14 protein-coding genes are annotated in these 19,768 nt (G+C 70.0%); 12 read left to right on the top strand and 2 right to left on the bottom strand.

What is annotated here, in order from left to right; translation table 11 throughout:
* Positions 1-27: 27 nt before the first annotated feature.
* Both OHS16_RS07430 and OHS16_RS07425 read left to right on the top strand, forming a co-directional pair.
* Entirely contained in the window at positions 28-501 is a 474-nt protein-coding gene (locus tag OHS16_RS07430) for a hypothetical protein (protein WP_328536384.1), read from the top strand.
* Positions 502-599: 98 nt separating this feature from the next.
* Complete coding sequence (locus OHS16_RS07425; protein ID WP_328536383.1) at positions 600-2,408, top strand: chitinase; 1,809 nt, start codon at positions 600-602, stop codon at positions 2,406-2,408.
* On the opposite strand, the gene OHS16_RS07420 is transcribed toward OHS16_RS07425, so the two are convergent.
* Positions 2,359-2,847 carry a phosphatase PAP2 family protein gene (locus tag OHS16_RS07420; protein WP_328536382.1) on the bottom strand — a complete coding sequence of 163 codons (489 nt, stop codon included), beginning with the start codon at positions 2,845-2,847 and terminating at the stop codon, positions 2,359-2,361. The two genes, OHS16_RS07425 and OHS16_RS07420, sit on opposite strands and share 50 nt — an antisense overlap.
* A gap of 451 nt (positions 2,848-3,298) precedes the next feature.
* Complete coding sequence (gabT, locus tag OHS16_RS07415) at positions 3,299-4,630, bottom strand: 4-aminobutyrate--2-oxoglutarate transaminase (protein WP_328536381.1); 1,332 nt, start codon at positions 4,628-4,630, stop codon at positions 3,299-3,301.
* 222 nt (positions 4,631-4,852) lie between these two features.
* Here gabT and OHS16_RS07410 point away from each other — a divergent pair, with 222 nt between their 5' ends.
* From OHS16_RS07410 to OHS16_RS07365, 10 genes are all read left to right on the top strand, one after another.
* Complete coding sequence (locus OHS16_RS07410; protein WP_328536380.1) at positions 4,853-7,255, top strand: ATP/GTP-binding protein; 2,403 nt, start codon at positions 4,853-4,855, stop codon at positions 7,253-7,255.
* Between the two features lie 123 nt (positions 7,256-7,378).
* Positions 7,379-8,947 (top strand): PucR family transcriptional regulator, encoded by a 1,569-nt coding sequence (locus OHS16_RS07405; protein ID WP_328536379.1) that lies wholly within the window; start codon positions 7,379-7,381, stop codon positions 8,945-8,947.
* Positions 8,948-9,176: 229 nt separating this feature from the next.
* Entirely contained in the window at positions 9,177-10,622 is a 1,446-nt protein-coding gene (locus OHS16_RS07400; RefSeq protein ID WP_328536378.1) for an aldehyde dehydrogenase family protein, read from the top strand.
* Positions 10,623-10,770: 148 nt separating this feature from the next.
* Complete coding sequence (locus OHS16_RS07395) at positions 10,771-12,726, top strand: acyl-CoA dehydrogenase family protein (RefSeq protein ID WP_328536377.1); 1,956 nt, start codon at positions 10,771-10,773, stop codon at positions 12,724-12,726.
* Between the two features lie 73 nt (positions 12,727-12,799).
* The gene (gene aroA / locus OHS16_RS07390) at positions 12,800-14,029 is read left to right on the top strand and encodes a 3-phosphoshikimate 1-carboxyvinyltransferase (protein ID WP_328536376.1); all 1,230 of its coding nucleotides are present in this window, start codon (positions 12,800-12,802) and stop codon (positions 14,027-14,029) included.
* Between the two features lie 70 nt (positions 14,030-14,099).
* A complete protein-coding gene (locus OHS16_RS07385; protein WP_328536375.1) occupies positions 14,100-14,861 on the top strand; it encodes a hypothetical protein in 762 nt (253 codons plus the stop codon).
* Between the two features lie 56 nt (positions 14,862-14,917).
* The gene (gene dxr, locus OHS16_RS07380; protein WP_328536374.1) at positions 14,918-16,168 is read left to right on the top strand and encodes a 1-deoxy-D-xylulose-5-phosphate reductoisomerase; all 1,251 of its coding nucleotides are present in this window, start codon (positions 14,918-14,920) and stop codon (positions 16,166-16,168) included.
* Positions 16,165-17,469 carry a M50 family metallopeptidase gene (locus OHS16_RS07375; protein WP_328536373.1) on the top strand — a complete coding sequence of 435 codons (1,305 nt, stop codon included), beginning with the start codon at positions 16,165-16,167 and terminating at the stop codon, positions 17,467-17,469. The genes dxr and OHS16_RS07375 overlap by 4 nt, the downstream gene beginning before the upstream one ends.
* Positions 17,470-17,646: 177 nt before the next feature.
* Positions 17,647-18,801, top strand: coding sequence for a flavodoxin-dependent (E)-4-hydroxy-3-methylbut-2-enyl-diphosphate synthase (gene ispG / locus OHS16_RS07370; RefSeq protein WP_328536372.1), 1,155 nt, complete (start codon positions 17,647-17,649; stop codon positions 18,799-18,801).
* A 122-nt stretch (positions 18,802-18,923) separates the two neighbouring features.
* Positions 18,924-19,766, top strand: a complete 843-nt coding sequence (locus OHS16_RS07365) for a GNAT family N-acetyltransferase (RefSeq protein ID WP_443042752.1) — start codon at positions 18,924-18,926, stop codon at positions 19,764-19,766.
* Positions 19,767-19,768 lie beyond the last annotated feature (2 nt).

Raw genomic sequence — 19,768 nt, 5'->3', positions numbered from 1 at the left:
CAGGCGTACACGAATGGAGGTCGGCCCATGACTGGTTCGGAGGCCACGGCCGCGGTGGAATGGCTCCTGTCGGTGGCACCGGATCCGGAAGCCTGCCGGGCGGAGTGGGAGCGCAATCCGCGGGGGATCGCGCTCCTTCCGGCCGGCGAGCGCTGGGATGTGCTGATCATCCCGGCGGAGCTCGGCTATCCGACCCTGGACGTGCTGACCCGTCTCATCGACCGCCCGGGTCCGGTGCTGACGGACTTCGGCGACGCCCGGATGGGCTTCTTCGTGCCTCCTGGCACGGTAGAACGCTGGCTCGGCACCGGGGTGAGGGGCGCGGGCAGCGGTACCTGGATCGTGGTGCCCTGTCCGGGCTCCGGCCGCACGACAGGCGGGACACGCTGGCTGATCCCGCCGGACGGTTCGGGAACCCTCAACGATCCGGCGCTCCTCGAACTCGCCCTGCACGAGGCGGCGGCCCTCATGGCGGGTGACATTGGCGACGGATTGGTCTGAACCACCGCGGGAGTGCCGGAAAGTCTTGACAGGCCTATTGGTCTGGACCATGTTGAGCGCGCTTCACCACGCCGATTCCCCCATGTCCGGAGGCAGTTGTGGAACGCCCAAGACTTCTGGCCGTGCTCGTCACGGCCGCTCTCGCAGCAGGCGGACTGGCCGCCACGGTTCAGGTCTCCCAGGCGGCCGACTCGGATCTCGCCCACAACGGCGGATTCGAGTCCGGCCTGGACGGCTGGAGCTGTACGGCGGGCAGTGGCGCCGTCGTGAGCGCGCCGGTGCACGGCGGCAGCTCGGCCCTCGAGGCGACGCCGGCCGGCAGCGACTACGCGCAGTGCGCGCAGACCGTCACGGTCAAGCCGGGCTCGGCCTACACCCTCAGTGCCTGGGTGCAGGGGAGCTACGTCTACCTCGGCGCCGCGGGCACCGGTACCACGGATGTCTCCACCTGGACGCAGTCGGCGGGCAGCTGGCAGCAGCTCAGAACCTCGTTCACCACCGGCCCCGCCACCACATCCGTACGGATCTACACCCACGGCTGGTACGGCACCGGGGCCTACGAGGCGGACGACGTCAGCCTGGTCGGCCCCGGCGGTGACCCCGTACAGCTGCCCGCCACCCCCGGCAGACCGGCGACGGGCGCCATCACATCGGGCAGCGTCGCCCTCTCCTGGGCCGCGGTGCCCGGCGCCACCGGATACACGGTCTACCGCGACGGCGCCAAGGACCTCTCGGTGAATGGCACTTCGGCCACCATCACCGGGCTGGCCGCATCGACTGCCTACAGCTTCCAGGTGACCGCGACCAACTCGGCCGGTGAGTCGGCGAAGTCGGCAGCCGTCACGGCCTCCACCGCCGCATCCGGCGGCGGAGGCGGCGGCGCGGGAGTGCTGCCCGCGCACGCGCTTGTCGGTTACCTCCACTCCAGCTTCGCCAACGGATCCGGCTACACCCGGATGGCGGACGTGCCCGACTCCTGGGATGTGATCGACCTGGCGTTCGGCGAACCGACGTCGGCGACTTCGGGGGACGTCCGCTTCAGCCTCTGTCCGGCCGCGGAGTGTCCCGGGGTCGAGTCGGTGGCCGACTTCAAGGCCGCCATCAAGGCCAAACAGGCCGCGGGCAAGAAGGTGCTGATCTCGATCGGCGGCCAGAACGGCCAGGTCCAGCTCACCACCACGGCCGCCCGGGACACCTTTGTCTCCTCGGTGTCGAAGATCATCGACGACTACGGTCTGGACGGCCTGGACATCGACTTCGAGGGTCACTCGCTCTCCCTCGACACCGGCGACAAGGACTTCCGCAACCCCACCACGCCGGTCGTGGTCAATCTGATCTCCGCTCTGAAGACGCTCAAGGCGAAGTACGGCGCCGGGTTCGTACTGACGATGGCGCCGGAGACGTTCTTCGTCCAGCTCGGATACCAGTACTACGGTTCGGGCCCCTTCGGTGGGCAGGACCCCCGGGCCGGTGCCTATCTTCCGGTGATCAACGCGCTGCGTGACGACCTCACGCTGCTGCACGTCCAGGACTACAACTCGGGCTCGATCATGGGCCTCGACAACCAGTACCACTCGATGGGCGGTGCCGACTTCCACATCGCCATGACGGACATGCTGCTCACCGGCTTCCCGGTGGCGGGCGACCAGTCCAGGATGTTCGCGCCGCTGCGCCCCGACCAGGTGGCCATCGGCCTTCCGGCCTCGACGAACGCAGGCAACGGCTACACCTCGACGGCCGACGTGAACACGGCGCTGAACTGCCTGACCAGGAAAACCGACTGCGGCTCGTACACCACCCACGGCAGCTGGCCCGACCTGCGCGGCCTGATGGCCTGGTCGATCAACTGGGATCTCTTCAGCAACCAGGAGTTCTCGAGGAACTTCGACGCCTATTTCGGAGGCTGACACACAGCGAGGCGATCAGCAGCAGACACCCGCACAGGCACCAGCTGGCCAGCACATCGAGGGGCCAGTGGTAGCCGTGCAGGACAAGGCCGGTACCCGTCGCCACCGTCAGGATTACGGCGACGGGCACCGGCCGGCTCTTTTTCGCGTGCGGCCGCAGGACCAGGGCCGCGCCGCCGTACGCCACCATCGCCGTGGCCGAGTGACCCGAAGGGAAGTAACCGGTCGACGGGTCGAGCGGTCCGGGTCTGGCAGTCCAGTCCTTGAGCGGGATCACCAGGGCCGGGACCGCTGCCATCGTCACCGCGGCGACCAGTACGTCGAACCGGCTGCCGCGCCACAGGGCGAATCCCATGGCCAGCGCGAGAACCGGCAGGGCGACCTGCATATTGCCCAGGTCGGAGAAGCCCTGATTGAGCCAGCTGGGGCCGTGGCTCACGATCGGGCGGTCGATCCGCTCGTCCAGGCGGAGGAGCGGGCCCGAGGCCTCGACCTGCCAGGTGATCAGAGCGAAGAGGAGTGCGCAGCCGAGTGCCGAGAAGAGCAGGTGACGCGGTTGCGGAAAATTAGCCGGCCGCCCGGGAACAGGGGGGGTAGTTCCGGGGCGGCCGCCTGGACCGGTGTACCGCGCGCCCCGGGGGGTGTGGGGCGAGCGGTCATCCGATCGGTGAGGAGATCCGGAGCCCGAAGCTCCGGTGGTGTGCGCGAAGGCACGACCAGGCGTGAGCTGGGGAGGCCCTTGCCTGGAATCGCTCTCGGTCACCCTCGAGCGAGGTGTTTCTCTCATCTGCGGAAACCGTACGGCAGAAGACCCGGGGGCCGACAGCGACATTCCCATCCCGCCATCGGCCCCGCACACCTTCTTCACATGCTCCGACCGCCGCGGGAGGTCATACGCCCGCGAAGGCCTGCTCCAGCAGGTCGAGCCCCTCGTTGAGCAGATCCTCGCCGATGACCAGCGGGGGCAGGAAGCGCAGCACGTTGCCGTAGGTGCCGCAGGTCAGGACCAGGAGCCCGACCGAATGGCAAGCCTTGGCCAGAGCCGCGGTCACCTCCGGGTTGGGGTCCTTGGTACCGGACTTGACCAGCTCGATGGCGATCATGGCGCCGCGGCCGCGGACGTCGCCGACGATGTCGTACTTCTCCTGGACCGCCGCGAGGCGGGTCTTCATGACCTCCTCGATGCGCTTGGCCCTCGCGTTGAGGTCGAGCTCCTTCATGGTCTCGATGGCGCCGAGCGCAGCGGCGCAGGCCACCGGGTTCCCGCCGTAGGTGCCGCCGAGACCGCCGGCGTGCGCGGCGTCCATGATCTCGGCGCGGCCGGTCACCGCGGAGAGCGGCAGGCCGCCCGCAATGCCCTTGGCGGTGGTGATCAGGTCCGGGACGATGCCCTCGTCCTCGGACGCGAACCACTGGCCGGTGCGGCAGAAACCGGACTGGATCTCGTCGGCGACGAAGACGATGCCGTTGTCCTTGGCGAACTGTGCGATGGCGGGCAGGAAGCCCTTGGCCGGCTCGATGAAGCCGCCCTCGCCGAGGACCGGCTCGATGATGACCGCGGCGACGTTCTCCGCACCGATCTGCTTGCTGATCATGTCGATGGCCTGCGCGGAGGCCTCGGCGCCCGCGTTCTCGGGGCCGCTGGGCCAGCGGTAGCCGTAGGCCACGGGCACCCGGTAGATCTCGGGTGCGAAGGGGCCGAAGCCGTTCTTGTACGGCATGTTCTTCGCGGTCAGCGCCATCGTGAGGTTGGTGCGGCCGTGGTAGCCGTGGTCGAAGACCACGACGGCCTGGCGCTTGGTGTACGCACGGGCGATCTTCACGGCGTTCTCGACGGCCTCGGCGCCGGAGTTGAAGAGGGCCGACTTCTTGGCGTGGTCACCGGGGGTCAGCTCGGCGAGCTGCTCGCAGACCTCGACGTAGCCCTCGTACGGCGTGACCATGAAACAGCTGTGGGTGAAGTCGGCGAGCTGCGCGGACGCGCGGCGGACCACGGCCTCGGCGGACGCGCCGACGGAGGTCACGGCGATACCGGAACCGAAGTCGATGAGACGGTTGCCGTCGACGTCCTCGATGATGCCGCCGCCCGCGCGGGTCGTGAAGACCGGCAGCACGGAGCCGACACCCGCGGCGACCGCGGCGGTACGACGGGCCTGCAGCTCCTGCGACTTCGGGCCGGGGATGGCGGTGACGACGCGGCGCTCCTGCGGGAGAGCGGTCATGGGGGCTCCTGTGGGGTGAAATCGGACGCTTCCTCTCTCAGCAGGCTAGGGGCGGGCCCAGGGGCGCGGCATGCTCCGTTAGGTACTGGTCCGGATGTGTCGTTGTCCGCCACGGACATAGGCGCGTGATGACGCCCGGTAACGGGAACGTGGCACTAGATTGAGGGCCGAGATCCGGATGCGACGCACAGGGCAGACCTGGCTGGTCAGGGGGCAGGGGTCATGGAATCCGAAGGCACGTACGACGCACGCGGCACCCGGGGGGTCAACCCGGTACCGCGTCCCGCCGGGCCGCCCGACGTCCCGCCGCCGCCCGCCCATGCGCCGGGGACGGGACCGGCGCTGACCGAATGGCTGCGGGCTCCGCGTGATCACGCGGGACCCGGCGTCTGGGCCTACGGACACGTGGAGCGGCCCGCGGAGTCGGAGAACCTGCCCGGCCGTACGGTGCTGAGCGGCGCGGTGATCTCGCTGCTCGCCTGCGTGCTGGTCTGGTCGCTCTGGCGCAATGGCTACATCCCCTACTGGCGCGTCCCGCTCGAGCTCTTCACCCCAGGTGAGTGGTGGACCGCGAAGCGGCTGGGCGAACCGGTGCCGCAGGCGGCCGACAACGCGCTGGAGATCTACCGGTGCCTGATCGCGGGAGCTCTCGTCTACGGCTTCGGCCGGCTGGGGGACTGGCGCGGTGCGTTCGAGCGCGGAGTCGAGGGCCGGAGCCCTCGGGCCCGTGCGACCGCGGCGCTGGTGGGCGCCTTCCTCGTCTGGCTGCTCGTCTGGTCGGGCACCCTGCCGGGGCTCGACCTGGTCTTCATGCTGGTGCCCGGGTCCTGGCTGAACGGCGGCGGTGACCACATCACGGCGGCGTTCGTCGTCTACACCCTGTACGCGCTGATCACCCTTGCGGTGCTCTGGCCGTTCGCCCGGCTCGGCCGGTGGGGCCGGCTGCTGCGGCCGGCCCCCGTACCGCAACAGCGTGCCGCGCGGCCCGAGCCCGGGCCCGCTGTCCGGGCTCAGGACCCTTCGGCTGGCGCACAGGCCGATGACTGGCCCGAGCTGCGCGGCCAGGGGCTCGTCGAACTCGCCGACCGGCTGTCCGACGAGGTGCGGTCCGGCCGGATGAACGATGTCGACTTCACGCGGATCCGCCGCGCCTGGCGCTCCGTCCAGGCGGATCCCTCCCGGCTCGGCGCCTTCACCGAAGCGGTGCGGCAGAGCGGCTCGGCAGCCTGTGTGCACCCCTCGGGCGACCGTGACCTGCCGGTGCGCGCGGCCCGGCACGACCTGCTGGTCGGTCAGGTCAGGCTCGGCGCTGTCGACGACGGAGAGCGCAACCCCTACCCCCGGCGCGGCAGCGGACTGGCGCTCGACCCCGAGCTGCTCGGCACCTCGCTGCTGGCCGTCGGCCCGCCGGGCGCGGGCAAGACCCGGTATCTGGTGCGGCCCGTGGTGGAATCCCTCGCCCTCCAGGCGCTCGCCGGGCGGTCCGCCGTGATCGCGGTCGCCGCGGCCGGCACCCAGCTGGGGCCGGACGAGGCGTACGACGTGATCATCAAGCCTGGAGATCCCACTTCCGTCCATGATCTGGACCTGTACGGCGGCACCACCGACCCCGACGAGGCCGCGGCGATGCTCGCCGAGGCACTCACCGGCGATCTCCCCGAGGTCGACAGCCGGCGTGCGGGCACCGCCCTCGCCCAGTTGCTCGGCCCCTTCCACGCGGCCCACGGTCACTTCCCCTCCGTACCGGACCTGCGTGAGCTGCTGGACGGGGTGCCCGCGGCGCTCGCCTCGCTGCGCGAAGCACTTGACGCGGGGGGCCACTTCGGACTTCAGCGGGAACTCGACGCCCGCGCCCGCCAGGCCGGCGCACCGGGCGACCCGGGCGCCGCGCTGGCCGACCGCGTCGCGGTCCTCGACCGGCCGGCGTTCGCCGGCTTCTTCAACGTCACGGGGTTCGCCGACAGCGGCAAGGGTGCCGGCAACCGGGCCCGCCCGTTCTCGCTGCGTGCCCTGGAACACCCCGTCCGGGTCCGGGTCGACCTTCCCGAACGCGCCCATGCCGAGGCGTCGAGGGTCCTCGCACGGCTGATCCTCGCCCAGTTCACCGCGAGCGCTTCGGCACGCGCCGACCGTTCCCTCTTCGCCTGCCTGGTCCTTGACGACGCCACCCGTACCGTCACCGCAGACTCCGTCCGCTCCATCCAGCGGCTGCGCTCGTCGCACGCCGGGGCGGTTCTCACCCTGCGCAGTCTCAGCGACGTCCCCGAAGAGCTGCAGACCGCTCTGCTCGGGGCCGCCGGCTGCCGGATGGCGTTCTCCGGGGTGACGACCTGGGAGGGCAGGTCCTTCGCCGAGGCATGGGGCACCGAATGGGTCGAGACCCGCGACGTCACCCAGCGCACCGTCTTCGCCGACCAGCCGCTCACCAGGGCTATCCACGCCTTCCGGAAGCTCGTCACAGGCAAGGCCGTGACGACGGACGCGGTGACCGTGCGGAAGGTGGAGCGCGAGCGGTGGTCCGCGTCCGACCTGGCGCACTCCGTGCCGGCCGGTCACGCGGTGCTGTCGCTCACCTCGGTACGCGGTGAACACGCGCCGCCACTGTTGGTGAATCTGCGCGGCTGAGACGGATCCACACCGCCGAGCGGGCGCGGGACACCCGTACGGGCTGGCAGAATTGTAAGAGCCGTTCATACGGGACGGCGTATTTCTCACTCGTTCTTCAGCCGAAGGTCCTACGGTCCCTCCATGCCGCCCACCCTTGCCTCCCTGGTTCACCACTCCACGCTCAAGCTGACCGTGCGTGCGGGGGAGGGCCGCCTGGATACGCCGGTGCGCTGGGCCCATGTCAGCGAGCTCGCCGACCCGGTGCCGTACATGGAGGGCGGCGAGCTTCTCCTCATCACCGCGATGACCCTCGACACCGGCGACCCCGATGCGATGCGCCGCTACGTACGGCGGCTCGCCAAGGCCGGGGTCGTCGGCCTCGGCTTCGCGGTCGGCGTCAACTACGAGGACATCCCGCCGGCGCTGGTGACGGCGGCCGAGGAGGAGGACCTGCCGCTCCTCGAGGTGCCGCGCCGCACCCCGTTCCTCGCCATCAGCAAGGCGGTCTCGGCGGCGATCGCAGCCGACCAGTACCGGTCCGTCACCGCGGGCTTCGAGGCCCAGCGCGAACTGACCAGGGCCGCGCTGACCGGTGACGGTCCCGGCGATCTCCTCGCCAGACTCGCCGCGCATGTGCAGGGCTGGGCCGCGTTGTACGACGCGTCGGGGGCCGTGGTCGCCGCCGCGCCGGAGTGGGCGGCGCGCCGCGCGGCGAGGCTCACCCCCGATGTGGAGCGGCTGCGCGAGCGGCCCGCTCCGGCGAGCGCGGTGGTCGGCGGTTCCGATGACCGGGTCGAGCTGCAGTCCCTGGGCACCGGGCGCCGCCCGCACGGCGCCCTCGCCGTCGGAACGGCCGCCCCGCTGGGCACCGCGGAGCGCTACGCACTGCACTCGGCGATCGCCCTGCTCACCCTGACCACCGAACGCTCCAGGTCCCTGCAGGCCGCCGAACAGCGGCTCGGCGCCGCTGTGCTCCGGATGCTGCTGGCCGGTGAACCCGACCACGCCAGGGCGGTCGCCGGGGATCTCTACAACGGGCTGCTCGACGCCCCCTACCGGCTACTCATCGCGGAGGGGGCACCGGGCGCGCTGCAGGAACTCTCCGAGGCCCTGGAGTCCGGGGCGTCCCGGGCGGGCGAGATGGTGCTCGTCATCCCCGAGGGTGAGCGGCTCGTGGTGCTCGCCAGGGATGGCGGGGCGGCGGTGGCCGCCTGCACCTCCCACGCGGCGGCGCTGGAGACCCTGCGCGCCTCCGCGGAGCCCGCCGGCCCCGCCGCCGAGGACGACGGAATCGTCATCGGCCAGTCGGCGCCGGCCGGCACGATCGCGGCCGCGTCCGCGTACAAACAGGCGGAGCAGGCGCTCTCGGTGGCCAGGCGACGGGGCAGGATCCTGGTCGAGCACGAGGAGCTCGCCGCAGGCTCGGTGGTGCCGCTGCTCGCGGACGACGCGGTACGGGCCTTCGCCGACGGAATGCTGAGGCCGCTGCACGAGCACGACGCGACAGGGCGCGGGGATCTGGTGGCCTCCCTGCGGGCATGGCTCTCGCACCACGGGCAGTGGGACGCGGCGGCCGCGGACCTGGGGGTGCACCGGCACACGCTGCGCTACCGGATGCGCAGGGTGGAGGAGATCCTGGGTCGGTCGCTGGACGATCCCGATGTGCGGATGGAGCTGTGGCTGGCGCTCAAGGCCACCAGCATGTCGTGACGGGCTGACCGGCTGACCGGGCGGCGGACAACCCGCGGCCCCGTCCCATGCCCGCAACCCCGGTCGGGGCAGGGGCGGGCAGCGGGAGGGGGCTCCGCGGAGGGGTCCTTCCCGACACGACATTCCGGCGCCTCCGGCTCTCTCATCACTCCACCCCGGACAAACGCCGGACGGCCGCCTCACCCCTACCGTGGGGACCACAATCCACACCACGGAAGGGCCGGAACCGATGACCTCCACCCATGCCTTCTGGCTCGCCGGCCGCCAGGCCACCGGCGAGGACACCCTCGATGTCACCTCCCCCTGGGACGGCCGGCTGGTCGGCACGGCTTCGGTTCCCACCGATGCCCAGGTCGAGGAAGCGGTGGCCGCCGCGCACGCCGTGCGGGACGAGTTCGCAGCCACCCCGGCCCACGTCAGGGCCGCCGCCCTCGACCATGTCTCCCGCCGTCTCGTCGAGCGCACCGAGGAGATCGCCCAGCTGATCACCGCCGAGAACGGCAAGCCCATCAAGTGGGCCCGTGGTGAGGTCGGCCGCGCCGTCTCCGTGTTCCGGTTCGCCGCCGAGGAGGCCCGCCGTTACAACGGCGGCGAGGCGCAGCGCCTTGACACCGACGCCGGGGGTGCGGGCCGCCTGGCCCTGACCCGCCGGTTCCCGCGCGGCACCGTCCTCGGCATCGCGCCGTTCAACTTCCCGCTCAACCTCTGCGCCCACAAGCTCGCCCCGGCGATCGCGGTCGGTGCGCCGATCATCCTCAAGCCCGCTCCGGCGACGCCGCTCTCCGGCCTGATTCTCGGCGAACTTCTCGCCGAGACCGAGCTGCCGGCCGGCTCCTGGTCGATCCTGCCGGTCGGCAACGACCGGATGCCCGCACTCGTCCAGGACGAGCGTCTGCCCGTCATCTCGTTCACCGGCTCCGACAAGGTCGGCTTCGCGATCATGGACTCGGTCCCGCGCAAGCACATCACCCTGGAGCTGGGCGGCAACGGCGCGGCCGTGGTCCTCGCCGACTACGCCTCGGAGAAGGACCTCGACTGGGCCGCGACCCGTATCGCCACCTTCTCGAACTACCAGGGCGGCCAGTCCTGCATCTCGGTGCAGCGGGTGATCGCGGACACCTCGGTGTACGAGCGACTCGTCCCGAAGATCGTCGAGGCGGTCGCCAAGCAGGGCACCGGCGACCCCACGGACGCCGGCACCGACGTGGGCCCGCTGGTCAGCGAGGACGCGGCCAGGCGTGTCGAGTCCTGGGTCGACGAGGCCGTGAAGGCGGGCGCCAAGCTGCTCGCCGGCGGCACCCGTGACGGCGCCTCCTACGCTCCGACGGTGCTGGCGGACGTCCCCGCCGACACCACCCTCGCCTGCGAGGAGGTCTTCGGCCCGGTGCTCTCGCTGACGAAGGTGGACGGCGAGGCGGAGGCCTTCGCCGCCGTCAACGACTCCAAGTACGGGCTTCAGGCTGGTGTGTTCACCCACGACGTGCAGGCGGCTTTCCGGGCGCACAGCGCTCTCGAGGTCGGCGGTGTGATCGTCGGTGACGTGCCCTCGTACCGCGCGGACCAGATGCCGTACGGCGGCGCCAAGCAGTCCGGCGTCGGCCGCGAGGGTGTGCGCTTCGCGATGGAGGACTACACCTACGAGCGCGTCATGGTCTTCACCGGTCTCGCGCTCTGAGCCGATCGGGCACCTTCTGTCCCCTCGACCACTCCACCGGCACGCGCGGGGTGGTCGAGGCGGCGGTAATGGGGTACATACGGACGAGTAGCACCGCTCGGTAGCGGGTAGGTGCGTCCACTCGATCCCCGCGGTGAGGAGTGCCCTCATGACCGCACCACTCGACAAGACTCAGCCACACGACAAACCCAAGGTCACCGAGCGCGAAGCGCGCGAGGTCGCCGAGGCGGCCCGGGAACGGGACTGGCGCAAGCCGAGTTTCGCGAAGGAACTGTTCCTCGGCCGCTTCAGGCTCGACCTGATCCATCCGCATCCCATGCCGGACAGTGAGGACGTCAGGCGGGGCGAGAAATTCCTGGCGACCCTCCGCGAATTCTGCGACACCCGGATCGACGGTGCGCTGATCGAGCGTGAGGCCAGGATCCCCGACGAGACGGTCAACGGGCTCAAGGAGCTCGGCGCCCTCGGCATGAAGATCGACACCAGGTACGGCGGGCTCGGCCTCACCCAGGTCTACTACAACAGGGCGCTGTCCCTGGTCGGGTCGGCCAGCCCGGCCGTCGGCGCACTGCTCTCCGCCCACCAGTCGATCGGCGTGCCGCAGCCGCTGAAGCTGTTCGGCACCCAGGAGCAGAAGGACGCTTTCCTGCCGCGCCTGGCCCGTACGGACATTTCCGCGTTCCTCCTCACCGAGCCCGACGTCGGCTCGGACCCGGCCCGTCTGGCGACCACCGCCGTACCGGACGGCGATTCCTATGTCCTCGACGGGGTCAAGCTCTGGACGACCAACGGCGTCGTGGCCGACCTGCTGGTGGTCATGGCCCGGGTGCCCAAAACGGAGGAGCGCAAGGGCGGCATCACCGCCTTTGTCGTCGAGGCCGACTCGCCGGGAATCACCGTCGAGAACCGCAATGCCTTCATGGGCCTGCGCGGTCTGGAGAACGGCGTCACCCGCTTCCACCAGGTCCGCGTTCCCGCGGCCAACCGCATCGGTCCCGAGGGCGCCGGCCTCAAGATCGCCCTCACCACTCTCAACACGGGCCGCCTCTCGCTGCCCGCGATGTGCGTGGGTGCGGGAAAGTGGTGTCTGAAGACCGCCCGCGAATGGTCTGGCGAGCGGGAGCAGTGGGGCAGGCCGGTTGCCCGGCACGAGGCTGTCGGCGCCAAGATCTCGTTCATCGCCGCGACCACGTTCGCCCTCGAGGCGGTGGTCGATCTCTCCTCCCAGATGGCCGACGAGAATCGCAACGACATCCGTATCGAGGCGGCGCTCGCGAAGCTGTACGGCTCCGAGATGGGCTGGCTGATGGCCGATGAGCTGGTCCAGATCCGCGGAGGCCGCGGCTTCGAGACGGCGGACTCCCTCGCGGCCCGCGGTGAACGGCCGGTGCCCGCCGAGCAGATGCTCCGTGACATGCGGATCAACCGCATCTTCGAGGGCTCGACGGAGATCATGCACCTGCTGATCGCCCGGGAGGCCGTCGACGCTCATCTCTCGGTGGCCGGCGATCTGATCGACCCGGAGAAGTCCTTCTCCGACAAGGCGAAGGCGGGCGCCCAGGCCACCGCCTTCTACGCCCGCTGGCTCCCGAAGCTGGTCGCGGGTCCGGGCGGACTGCCCGGTTCCTACGCCGCCTTCCATCCGGAAGGACACCCGGATCTCGCCACCCATCTGCGCTATGTCGAGCGCTCTGCCCGCAAGCTGGCGCGGTCGACCTTCTACGCCATGTCGCGCTGGCAGGGGAAGATGGAGACCAAGCAGGGCTTCCTGGGGCGCATCGTCGACATCGGCGCCGAGCTCTTCGCCATGAGCGCGGCCTGTGTCCGGGCCGAGCTGCTGCGCACCACGGACACGAACGGCCGTGAGGCGTACCAACTGGCCGATGTGTTCTGCCGTCAGTCCCGCATCCGCGTCGAGGAACTCTTCGGCAGGCTGTGGAACAACACCGACGACCTGGACCGCAAGGTCGTGTCGGGAGTTCTCTCCGGTACCTACACCTGGCTGGAGGACGGCATCGTCGATCCCTCGGGCGAGGGCCCCTGGATCGCCGACGCGACACCGGGTCCCTCAAGCAAGGACAACGTCCACCGGCCGATCCGCTGACGGCGCGGCCGGAGCGGTCCACGGTCCGGACCGCTCCGGCACGCGGTGCGCGGGCAGGGCAGAATGTCCGCCCGTGACCGTGATCGAAATCCCCGGCTCCAAGTCCGTGACCGCCCGCGCCCTGTTCCTGGCCGCAGCGGCCGACGGCAGTACCGTCCTGGAGCGCCCACTGGTGTCCGACGACACGGAGGGCTTCGCCGAGGGGCTTGTCCGGCTCGGCTACCGGGTCGACCGCGCTCCCGGCCGCTGGCGCATCGAGGGCAGGCCCGCCGGGCCCGGAGCCGCCGAGGCCGAGGTCTACTGCCGGGACGGCGCCACCACCGCCCGCTTCCTGCCCACGCTCGCCGCGGCCGGCCACGGCACCTTCCGTTTCGACGCGTCCGCGCAGATGCGCCGCCGACCGCTGGCCCCGCTCACCCGTGCGCTCCAGGAACTGGGTGTCGATCTCGTCCACGAGGGGGCGCAGGGCCACCATCCGCTGCGGATCGCCGCGTCCGGTATCAAGGGCGGAGACATCACTCTCGACGCGGGCCAGTCCTCCCAGTACCTGACCGCCCTGCTGATGCTCGGTCCGCTGACCGCTGAGGGACTGAGCATCGATGTCACGGACCTGGTCTCCGCCCCGTACATCGAGATCACGCTCGCGATGATGCGCAGCTTCGGTGTCGATGTGGCTCGTGAGGGCACCGTGTTCACCGTTCCGCCGGGGGGCTACCGGGCGACGGTGTACCCCGTCGAGCCGGATGCCTCCACGGCCAGTTACTTCTTCGCGGCTGCCGCGGTCACCGGTCGCGAGATCACCGTCCCCGGGCTCGGGACAGACGCACTCCAGGGCGATCTCGGTTTCGTCGACGTGCTCGGGCGGATGGGCGCGGAGGTGCGTACGACATCGACGGGCACCACGGTCACCGGCCCGGACCGTCTCCAGGGCCTGACGGTCAATATGCGCGACATCTCCGACACCATGCCGACCCTCGCCGCCATCGCGCCCTTCGCGGCAGGACCGGTGCGCATCGAGGACGTGGGCAACACCCGGGTGAAGGAGTGCGACCGGCTCGACGCGTGTGCCCAGAACCTCCGCGCCCTGGGCATCGAGGTCGCCACGGGACCGGACTGGATCGAGATCCGGCCGGGCACTCCGGAACCCGCCGCGGTCACCACCCACGGCGACCACCGCATCGTCATGTCCTTCGCGGTCACCGGTCTGCGTACCCCCGGCATCACCTTCGACGACCCGGGCTGCGTCCGTAAGACCTTCCCGGACTTCCACGAGGTGTTCACGGCGCTGCGCCGCGCCTGGTGACGGAACGGGCGCGGATTGCCGGATCGGCAGACCCGGAGTACTCCCGTGCCGCACAATCACACCTTGATCGATGCCTGACCGGATCACAGGGGCGGGGATGTACCAGACGGAGACACGGCAATGGTGCCGTGCGGCGGTCGCCGCACTCGTCACCGTGCTCTGCGCGAGCGCGGTGGCATGCGGGAGCAGCGGCGGACGGCACGACGACAAGCCGGCCGCCACGGCCGTCCGGGCGCCGGAACCGCTGAGCAAGGCACGGCTCACGGCTGCCTCCTTCACCGACGGCGAGAAGGTGGGGTCCTTCACGGCCGGTGAATACGGCCTGAACAGTCCCTTCGGCGACGAGTACTCGGCCGACCCGGCCGTGTGCCTGCCGCTCGTCAGCCTCAGCAAGGGAACGGCGCGGTACGGCGCACCCACGGCCGAGGTGAACCGCGAGGTCCAGCGGCCGGGCGAACCGCTGGGGGAGAACACCGCCGTACAGCTCCGCTCCTACGCGCACGGGGACGCGGTCCGGGTGATGAAGGCGCTCGGCAGGGCGGGCGCCGCCTGCCGGGGCGGCTTCACCGAGGACCGCACCGTCGTCGACGCCGACTACCTCAGGGCCGAGACGCTCCGTCCGCCGAAGACCGGCGACGAGGCGAAGGCGTTCCGTTTCACCGTCCGGGACGTCGCGGGGGAGCAGAGGCACTACGAGTACCTGACCGTCGTTCGCCACGGGTCCACCACCCTCTCCTTCCGCACCGGGAGCGGCTCTTCGGAGGACGTCGGCGGTGTGCCCCGGACCGTGCTCGACGAGCAGTGGCAGAAGTTCCGGGCGGCGACGAACTGAGGCCGGATGTGGGGCGCACTGTCCTGGCGGACAGCCGATGCGGCAACAATGGGGGGATGAGCGACAGCCCTGCCCCCCTCGCCGACCCGCATATCACCTTCGACCCGATCGAAGGACGCCGGGACATCGTCGTCCTCGGCTCGACCGGGTCCATCGGTACCCAGGCCATCGACCTGGTGCTGCGCAATCCCGACCGCTTCCGTGTCACGGCGCTGTCCGCAGCCGGCGGACGGGTCGCACTCCTTGCCGAGCAGGCGCACAGGCTGCGCGTCCGTCAGGTCGCTGTCGCCCGCGAGGACGCGGTCCCCGCGCTGCGCGAGGCGCTGAAGGAGGAGTACGGCTCGGAGCCGGTGCCGGAGATCCTGGCCGGTGCCGAGGCGGCAACCGAGCTCGCCGCCTCCGACTGCCACACCGTGCTGAACGGCATCACCGGTTCCATCGGGCTCGCTCCCACCCTCGCCGCCCTGCGGGCCGGCCGTACCCTCGCACTCGCCAACAAGGAGTCGCTGATCGTCGGCGGCCCATTGGTGAAGGCGCTGGCCGAGCCCGGCCAGATCATCCCGGTCGACTCCGAGCACGCCGCACTCTTCCAGGCGCTGGCGTCCGGCAAGCGCTCCGATGTCCGCAGGATCGTCGTCACCGCGTCGGGCGGGCCCTTCCGGGGCCGTACCAGGGCGGAGCTGGCTGATGTCACCCCCGACGCCGCGCTCGCGCACCCCACCTGGGCGATGGGCCCGGTGATCACGGTGAACTCCGCGACACTGGTCAACAAGGGCCTTGAGGTCATCGAGGCGCATCTCCTCTACGACATCCCCTTCGACCGCATCGAGGTCGTGGTGCACCCCCAGTCGTATGTGCACTCCATGGTGGAGTTCACCGACGGTTCGACGCTGGCCCAGGCCACCCCGCCGGACATGAGCGGGCCGATCGCCATCGGCCTGGGCTGGCCGCAGCGTGTCCCGGACGCGGCACCCGCCTTCGACTGGACCAAGGCATCCAGCTGGGAATTCTTCCCGCTGGACACCGAGGCCTTCCCCTCGGTCGGTCTGGCCCGCCATGTCGGCGCCGTCGGGGGCACCGCACCCGCCGTCTTCAACGCGGCGAACGAGGAGTGCGTCGATGCCTTCCTCGGCGGAAAGCTGCCGTTCAACGGGATTATGGATACGGTCACTGCAGTCGTGGCCGAGCATGGCGAACCCCGCGCGGGAACTTCCCTCACGGTCGCGGACGTCCTGCAGGCGGAGACCTGGGCACGAGCCCGGGCCCGTGAACTCGCCGAGAAGGCCACAGCGGAGGCTCGCGCATGACCACGATTCTGTTGACGGTCCTCGGCATCGTCATTTTTGCCTTCGGGCTGCTGTTCTCGATTGCCTGGCACGAGCTGGGCCATCTCTCGACGGCGAAGCTCTTCGGCATCCGTGTCCCGCAGTACATGGTGGGCTTCGGCCCGACCATCTGGTCGCGGAAGAAGGGCGACACGGAGTACGGGGTCAAGGCGATCCCGGCCGGCGGCTACATCCGCATGATCGGGATGTTCCCGCCGGGACCCGACGGGAGGATCGAGGCCCGGTCCAGTTCCCCCTGGCGCAGCATGGTCGAGGACGCACGGTCGGCGGCCTTCGAGGAGCTGGAGGACGGTGACGAGGAGCGGCTGTTCTACACCCGCAAGCCCTGGAAGCGCGTCATCGTGATGTTCGCCGGCCCCTTCATGAACCTGATCCTCGCCGTGGTGATCTTCGTCGGTGTCGCGATGTCCTTCGGCTTCCAGACCCAGACCACCGAGGTGGCGGGGGTCCAGAAGTGCGTCATCTCGCAGAGCGAGAAACGGCAGACCTGCCAGAAGGGCGACCCGGTCTCGCCGGCCCGGGCGGCGGGTCTGGAGAAGGGCGACCGGATCGTCGCGTTCAACGGACACCGTGTTTCCGACTGGGCCACCCTGTCGGACGACATCCGCGACACCATCGGCCCGGCCACCCTCACCGTGGTGCGCGACGGACAGCAGCAGACACTGCACGCCACCCTGGCCAAGAACCTGGTCGCCAAGAAGGACTCCAACGGCGAAGTCGTGCCGGACAAGTTCGTCGCCGCCGGCTACCTGGGATTCGCCGCGCAGACCGAGATCAAGCCGCTCTCCCTCGGAGCCTCGGTCAACCGGATGGGGGACATGATCGAGAACGGTGTCGACTCGATCGTCGCGATGCCGGGCAAGATCCCCGACCTGTGGAACGCGGCCTTCGACGGCGGCGAACGCAAGGCTGACTCGCCGGTCGGTGTGGTCGGTGCGGCTCGCATCGGCGGTGAGGTGATGACGCTGCACGTCCCGGCGCAGAACCAGATCGCGATGATGCTGTTCCTGCTGGCCGGTTTCAATCTTTCCCTCTTCCTCTTCAACATGCTGCCGCTGCTGCCGCTGGACGGCGGGCACATCGCGGGCGCGCTCTGGGAGGCGCTGCGGCGGAACCTCGCCAAGGTCTTCAAGCGCCCCGATCCCGGTCCCTTCGATGTGGCGAAGCTGATGCCTGTGGCCTATGTGGTGGCCGGTGTCTTCATCTGCTTCACGCTCCTCGTGCTGGTGGCCGACATCGTCAACCCGGTCAAGATCACCTGACAGCGCACACCCGAAGGGCGGCGGCCGCATCCTCCCGGGGTGCGGCCGCCGCCTTCGGGTGGTTTGGACCGTTGTTATGGGCGCTGATGTTCGCCCATCGCCACAGGTGCCGTAATCTCGGAGGCCGAAGCCCGTTGATTCCGGGACCTCGATCCAGACCTTGGGGATGCACTGCGCATGACTGCGATTTCTCTCGGAATGCCGGACGTTCCGACCAAGCTCGCCGACCGGAGGGTCAGCCGCAAGATCCAGGTCGGGTCGGTGGCGGTCGGTGGCGATGCGCCGGTTTCGGTGCAGTCGATGACCACGACGCGGACCTCCGACATCGGCGCGACGCTCCAGCAGATCGCCGAACTGACCGCCTCGGGATGCCAGATCGTGCGGGTCGCGTGCCCGACACAGGACGATGCCGATGCCCTCGCGACCATCGCGAAAAAGTCGCAGATTCCGGTCATCGCGGACATTCACTTTCAGCCGAAGTACGTGTTCGCGGCGATCGACGCCGGGTGCGCGGCGGTACGCGTGAACCCGGGCAACATCAAGCAGTTCGACGACAAGGTGCGGGAGATCGCCAAGGCGGCGTCGGACGCGGGAACCCCGATCCGTATCGGCGTGAACGCCGGATCGCTGGACGCGCGGCTGCTGCAGAAGTACGGCAAGGCGACACCTGAGGCGCTGGTCGAGTCGGCACTGTGGGAGGCGTCGCTCTTCGAGGAGCACGGTTTCCGGGACATCAAGATCTCGGTGAAGCACAACGACCCGGTGATCATGGTCAATGCCTACCGGCAGCTGGCAGCTCAGTCGGACTATCCGCTGCACCTGGGTGTGACGGAGGCCGGCCCCGCGTTCCAGGGCACCATCAAGTCGGCGGTGGCCTTCGGCGCGCTGCTGAGTGAGGGCATCGGCGACACCATCAGGGTTTCGCTGTCGGCGCCGCCGGCGGAGGAGGTCAAGGTCGGTATCCAGATCCTTGAGTCGCTGAACCTTCGCCAGCGGCGGCTGGAAATCGTCTCCTGTCCGTCCTGCGGTCGCGCGCAGGTGGATGTGTACAAGCTCGCCGACCAGGTCTCGGCGGGTCTGGAGGGCATGGAGGTACCGCTGCGGGTCGCGGTGATGGGCTGTGTGGTGAACGGTCCGGGAGAGGCCCGTGAGGCCGACCTGGGTGTGGCGTCGGGCAATGGCAAGGGCCAGATCTTCGTGAAGGGCGAGGTCATCAAGACCGTGCCCGAGTCGAAGATCGTCGAGACCCTCATCGAAGAGGCCCTGAAGATCGCCGAACAGATGGAGAAGGACGGCGTGATGAGCGGCGAGCCCGAGGTCTCCATCAGCTGACCTGGTTCCCCGGCCGGAAAGCCCCGTCCGCACTGCGGACGGGGCTTCCTCCGTATCCGCACACGGCCGACACGCCAGGTACAGTGCGGAGATCAGCAGACCGTATGGTGAGGCCCCACGTGTTGACGCAGACCACCACCCGGGTCCTCGAACCCAGCGAACTCGACGCGGCACTCGCACTTCTCCACAGCGAGCCCGTCGTCAACGCCTTTGTCACCTCCCGAGTGCAGATCGCCGGCCTCGACCCCTGGCGTCTCGGCGGCGAGATGTGGGGGTGGTACACCGACGGGCGGCTCCGCTCGCTGTGCTACTCCGGAGCCAACCTGGTGCCGATCTGCGCCGGCCCGGAAGCCGTCAGGGCGTTCGCGGATCGCGCCCGCAGAGCCGGACGCCGCTGCTCGTCCATCGTCGGCCCGGCCGAGCCGACCGCACTGCTCTGGAAACTGCTCGAACCGAGCTGGGGCCCGGCCCGCGATGTCCGCCCCAACCAGCCGCTGATGGTCACCGAGCAGCCGTCGGCCGATGTCCCGCCGGACCCGCTGGTCCGGCGGATCCGCAAGGATGAGCTCGACGTGGTGATGCCTGCTTGCGTGGCCATGTTCACCGAGGAGGTCGGCGTATCTCCGACCGCAGGCGATGGCGGGCTGCTCTACCAGGCACGAGTTGCGGAACTGGTCGGTTCCGGACGCTCCTTCGCCCGTATCGACGACGGCAAGGTCGTCTTCAAGGCCGAGATCGGCGCGGCCACCTCGCGGGCCTGCCAGATCCAGGGCGTCTGGGTCGCCCCCGAGTACCGCGGCCAGGGGCTCTCGGAGACGGGCATGGCAGCCGTCCTCCGCTTCGCGCTCGCCGATGTCGCGCCCGTGGTCAGCCTCTACGTCAACGACTTCAACGTCGCGGCACGCGCCGCCTACCGCCGGGTCGGCTTCCGTGAGGTCGGAGCCTTCATGAGCGTGCTGTTCTGAGC

This window comes from Streptomyces sp. NBC_00344, from assembly GCF_036088315.1.
In the GTDB taxonomy this organism is placed as follows: Bacteria; Actinomycetota; Actinomycetes; order Streptomycetales; family Streptomycetaceae; genus Streptomyces.
The sequence above is the reverse complement of the archived record's forward strand: the minus strand, read 5'-3'. Positions and strand labels throughout refer to the sequence as shown.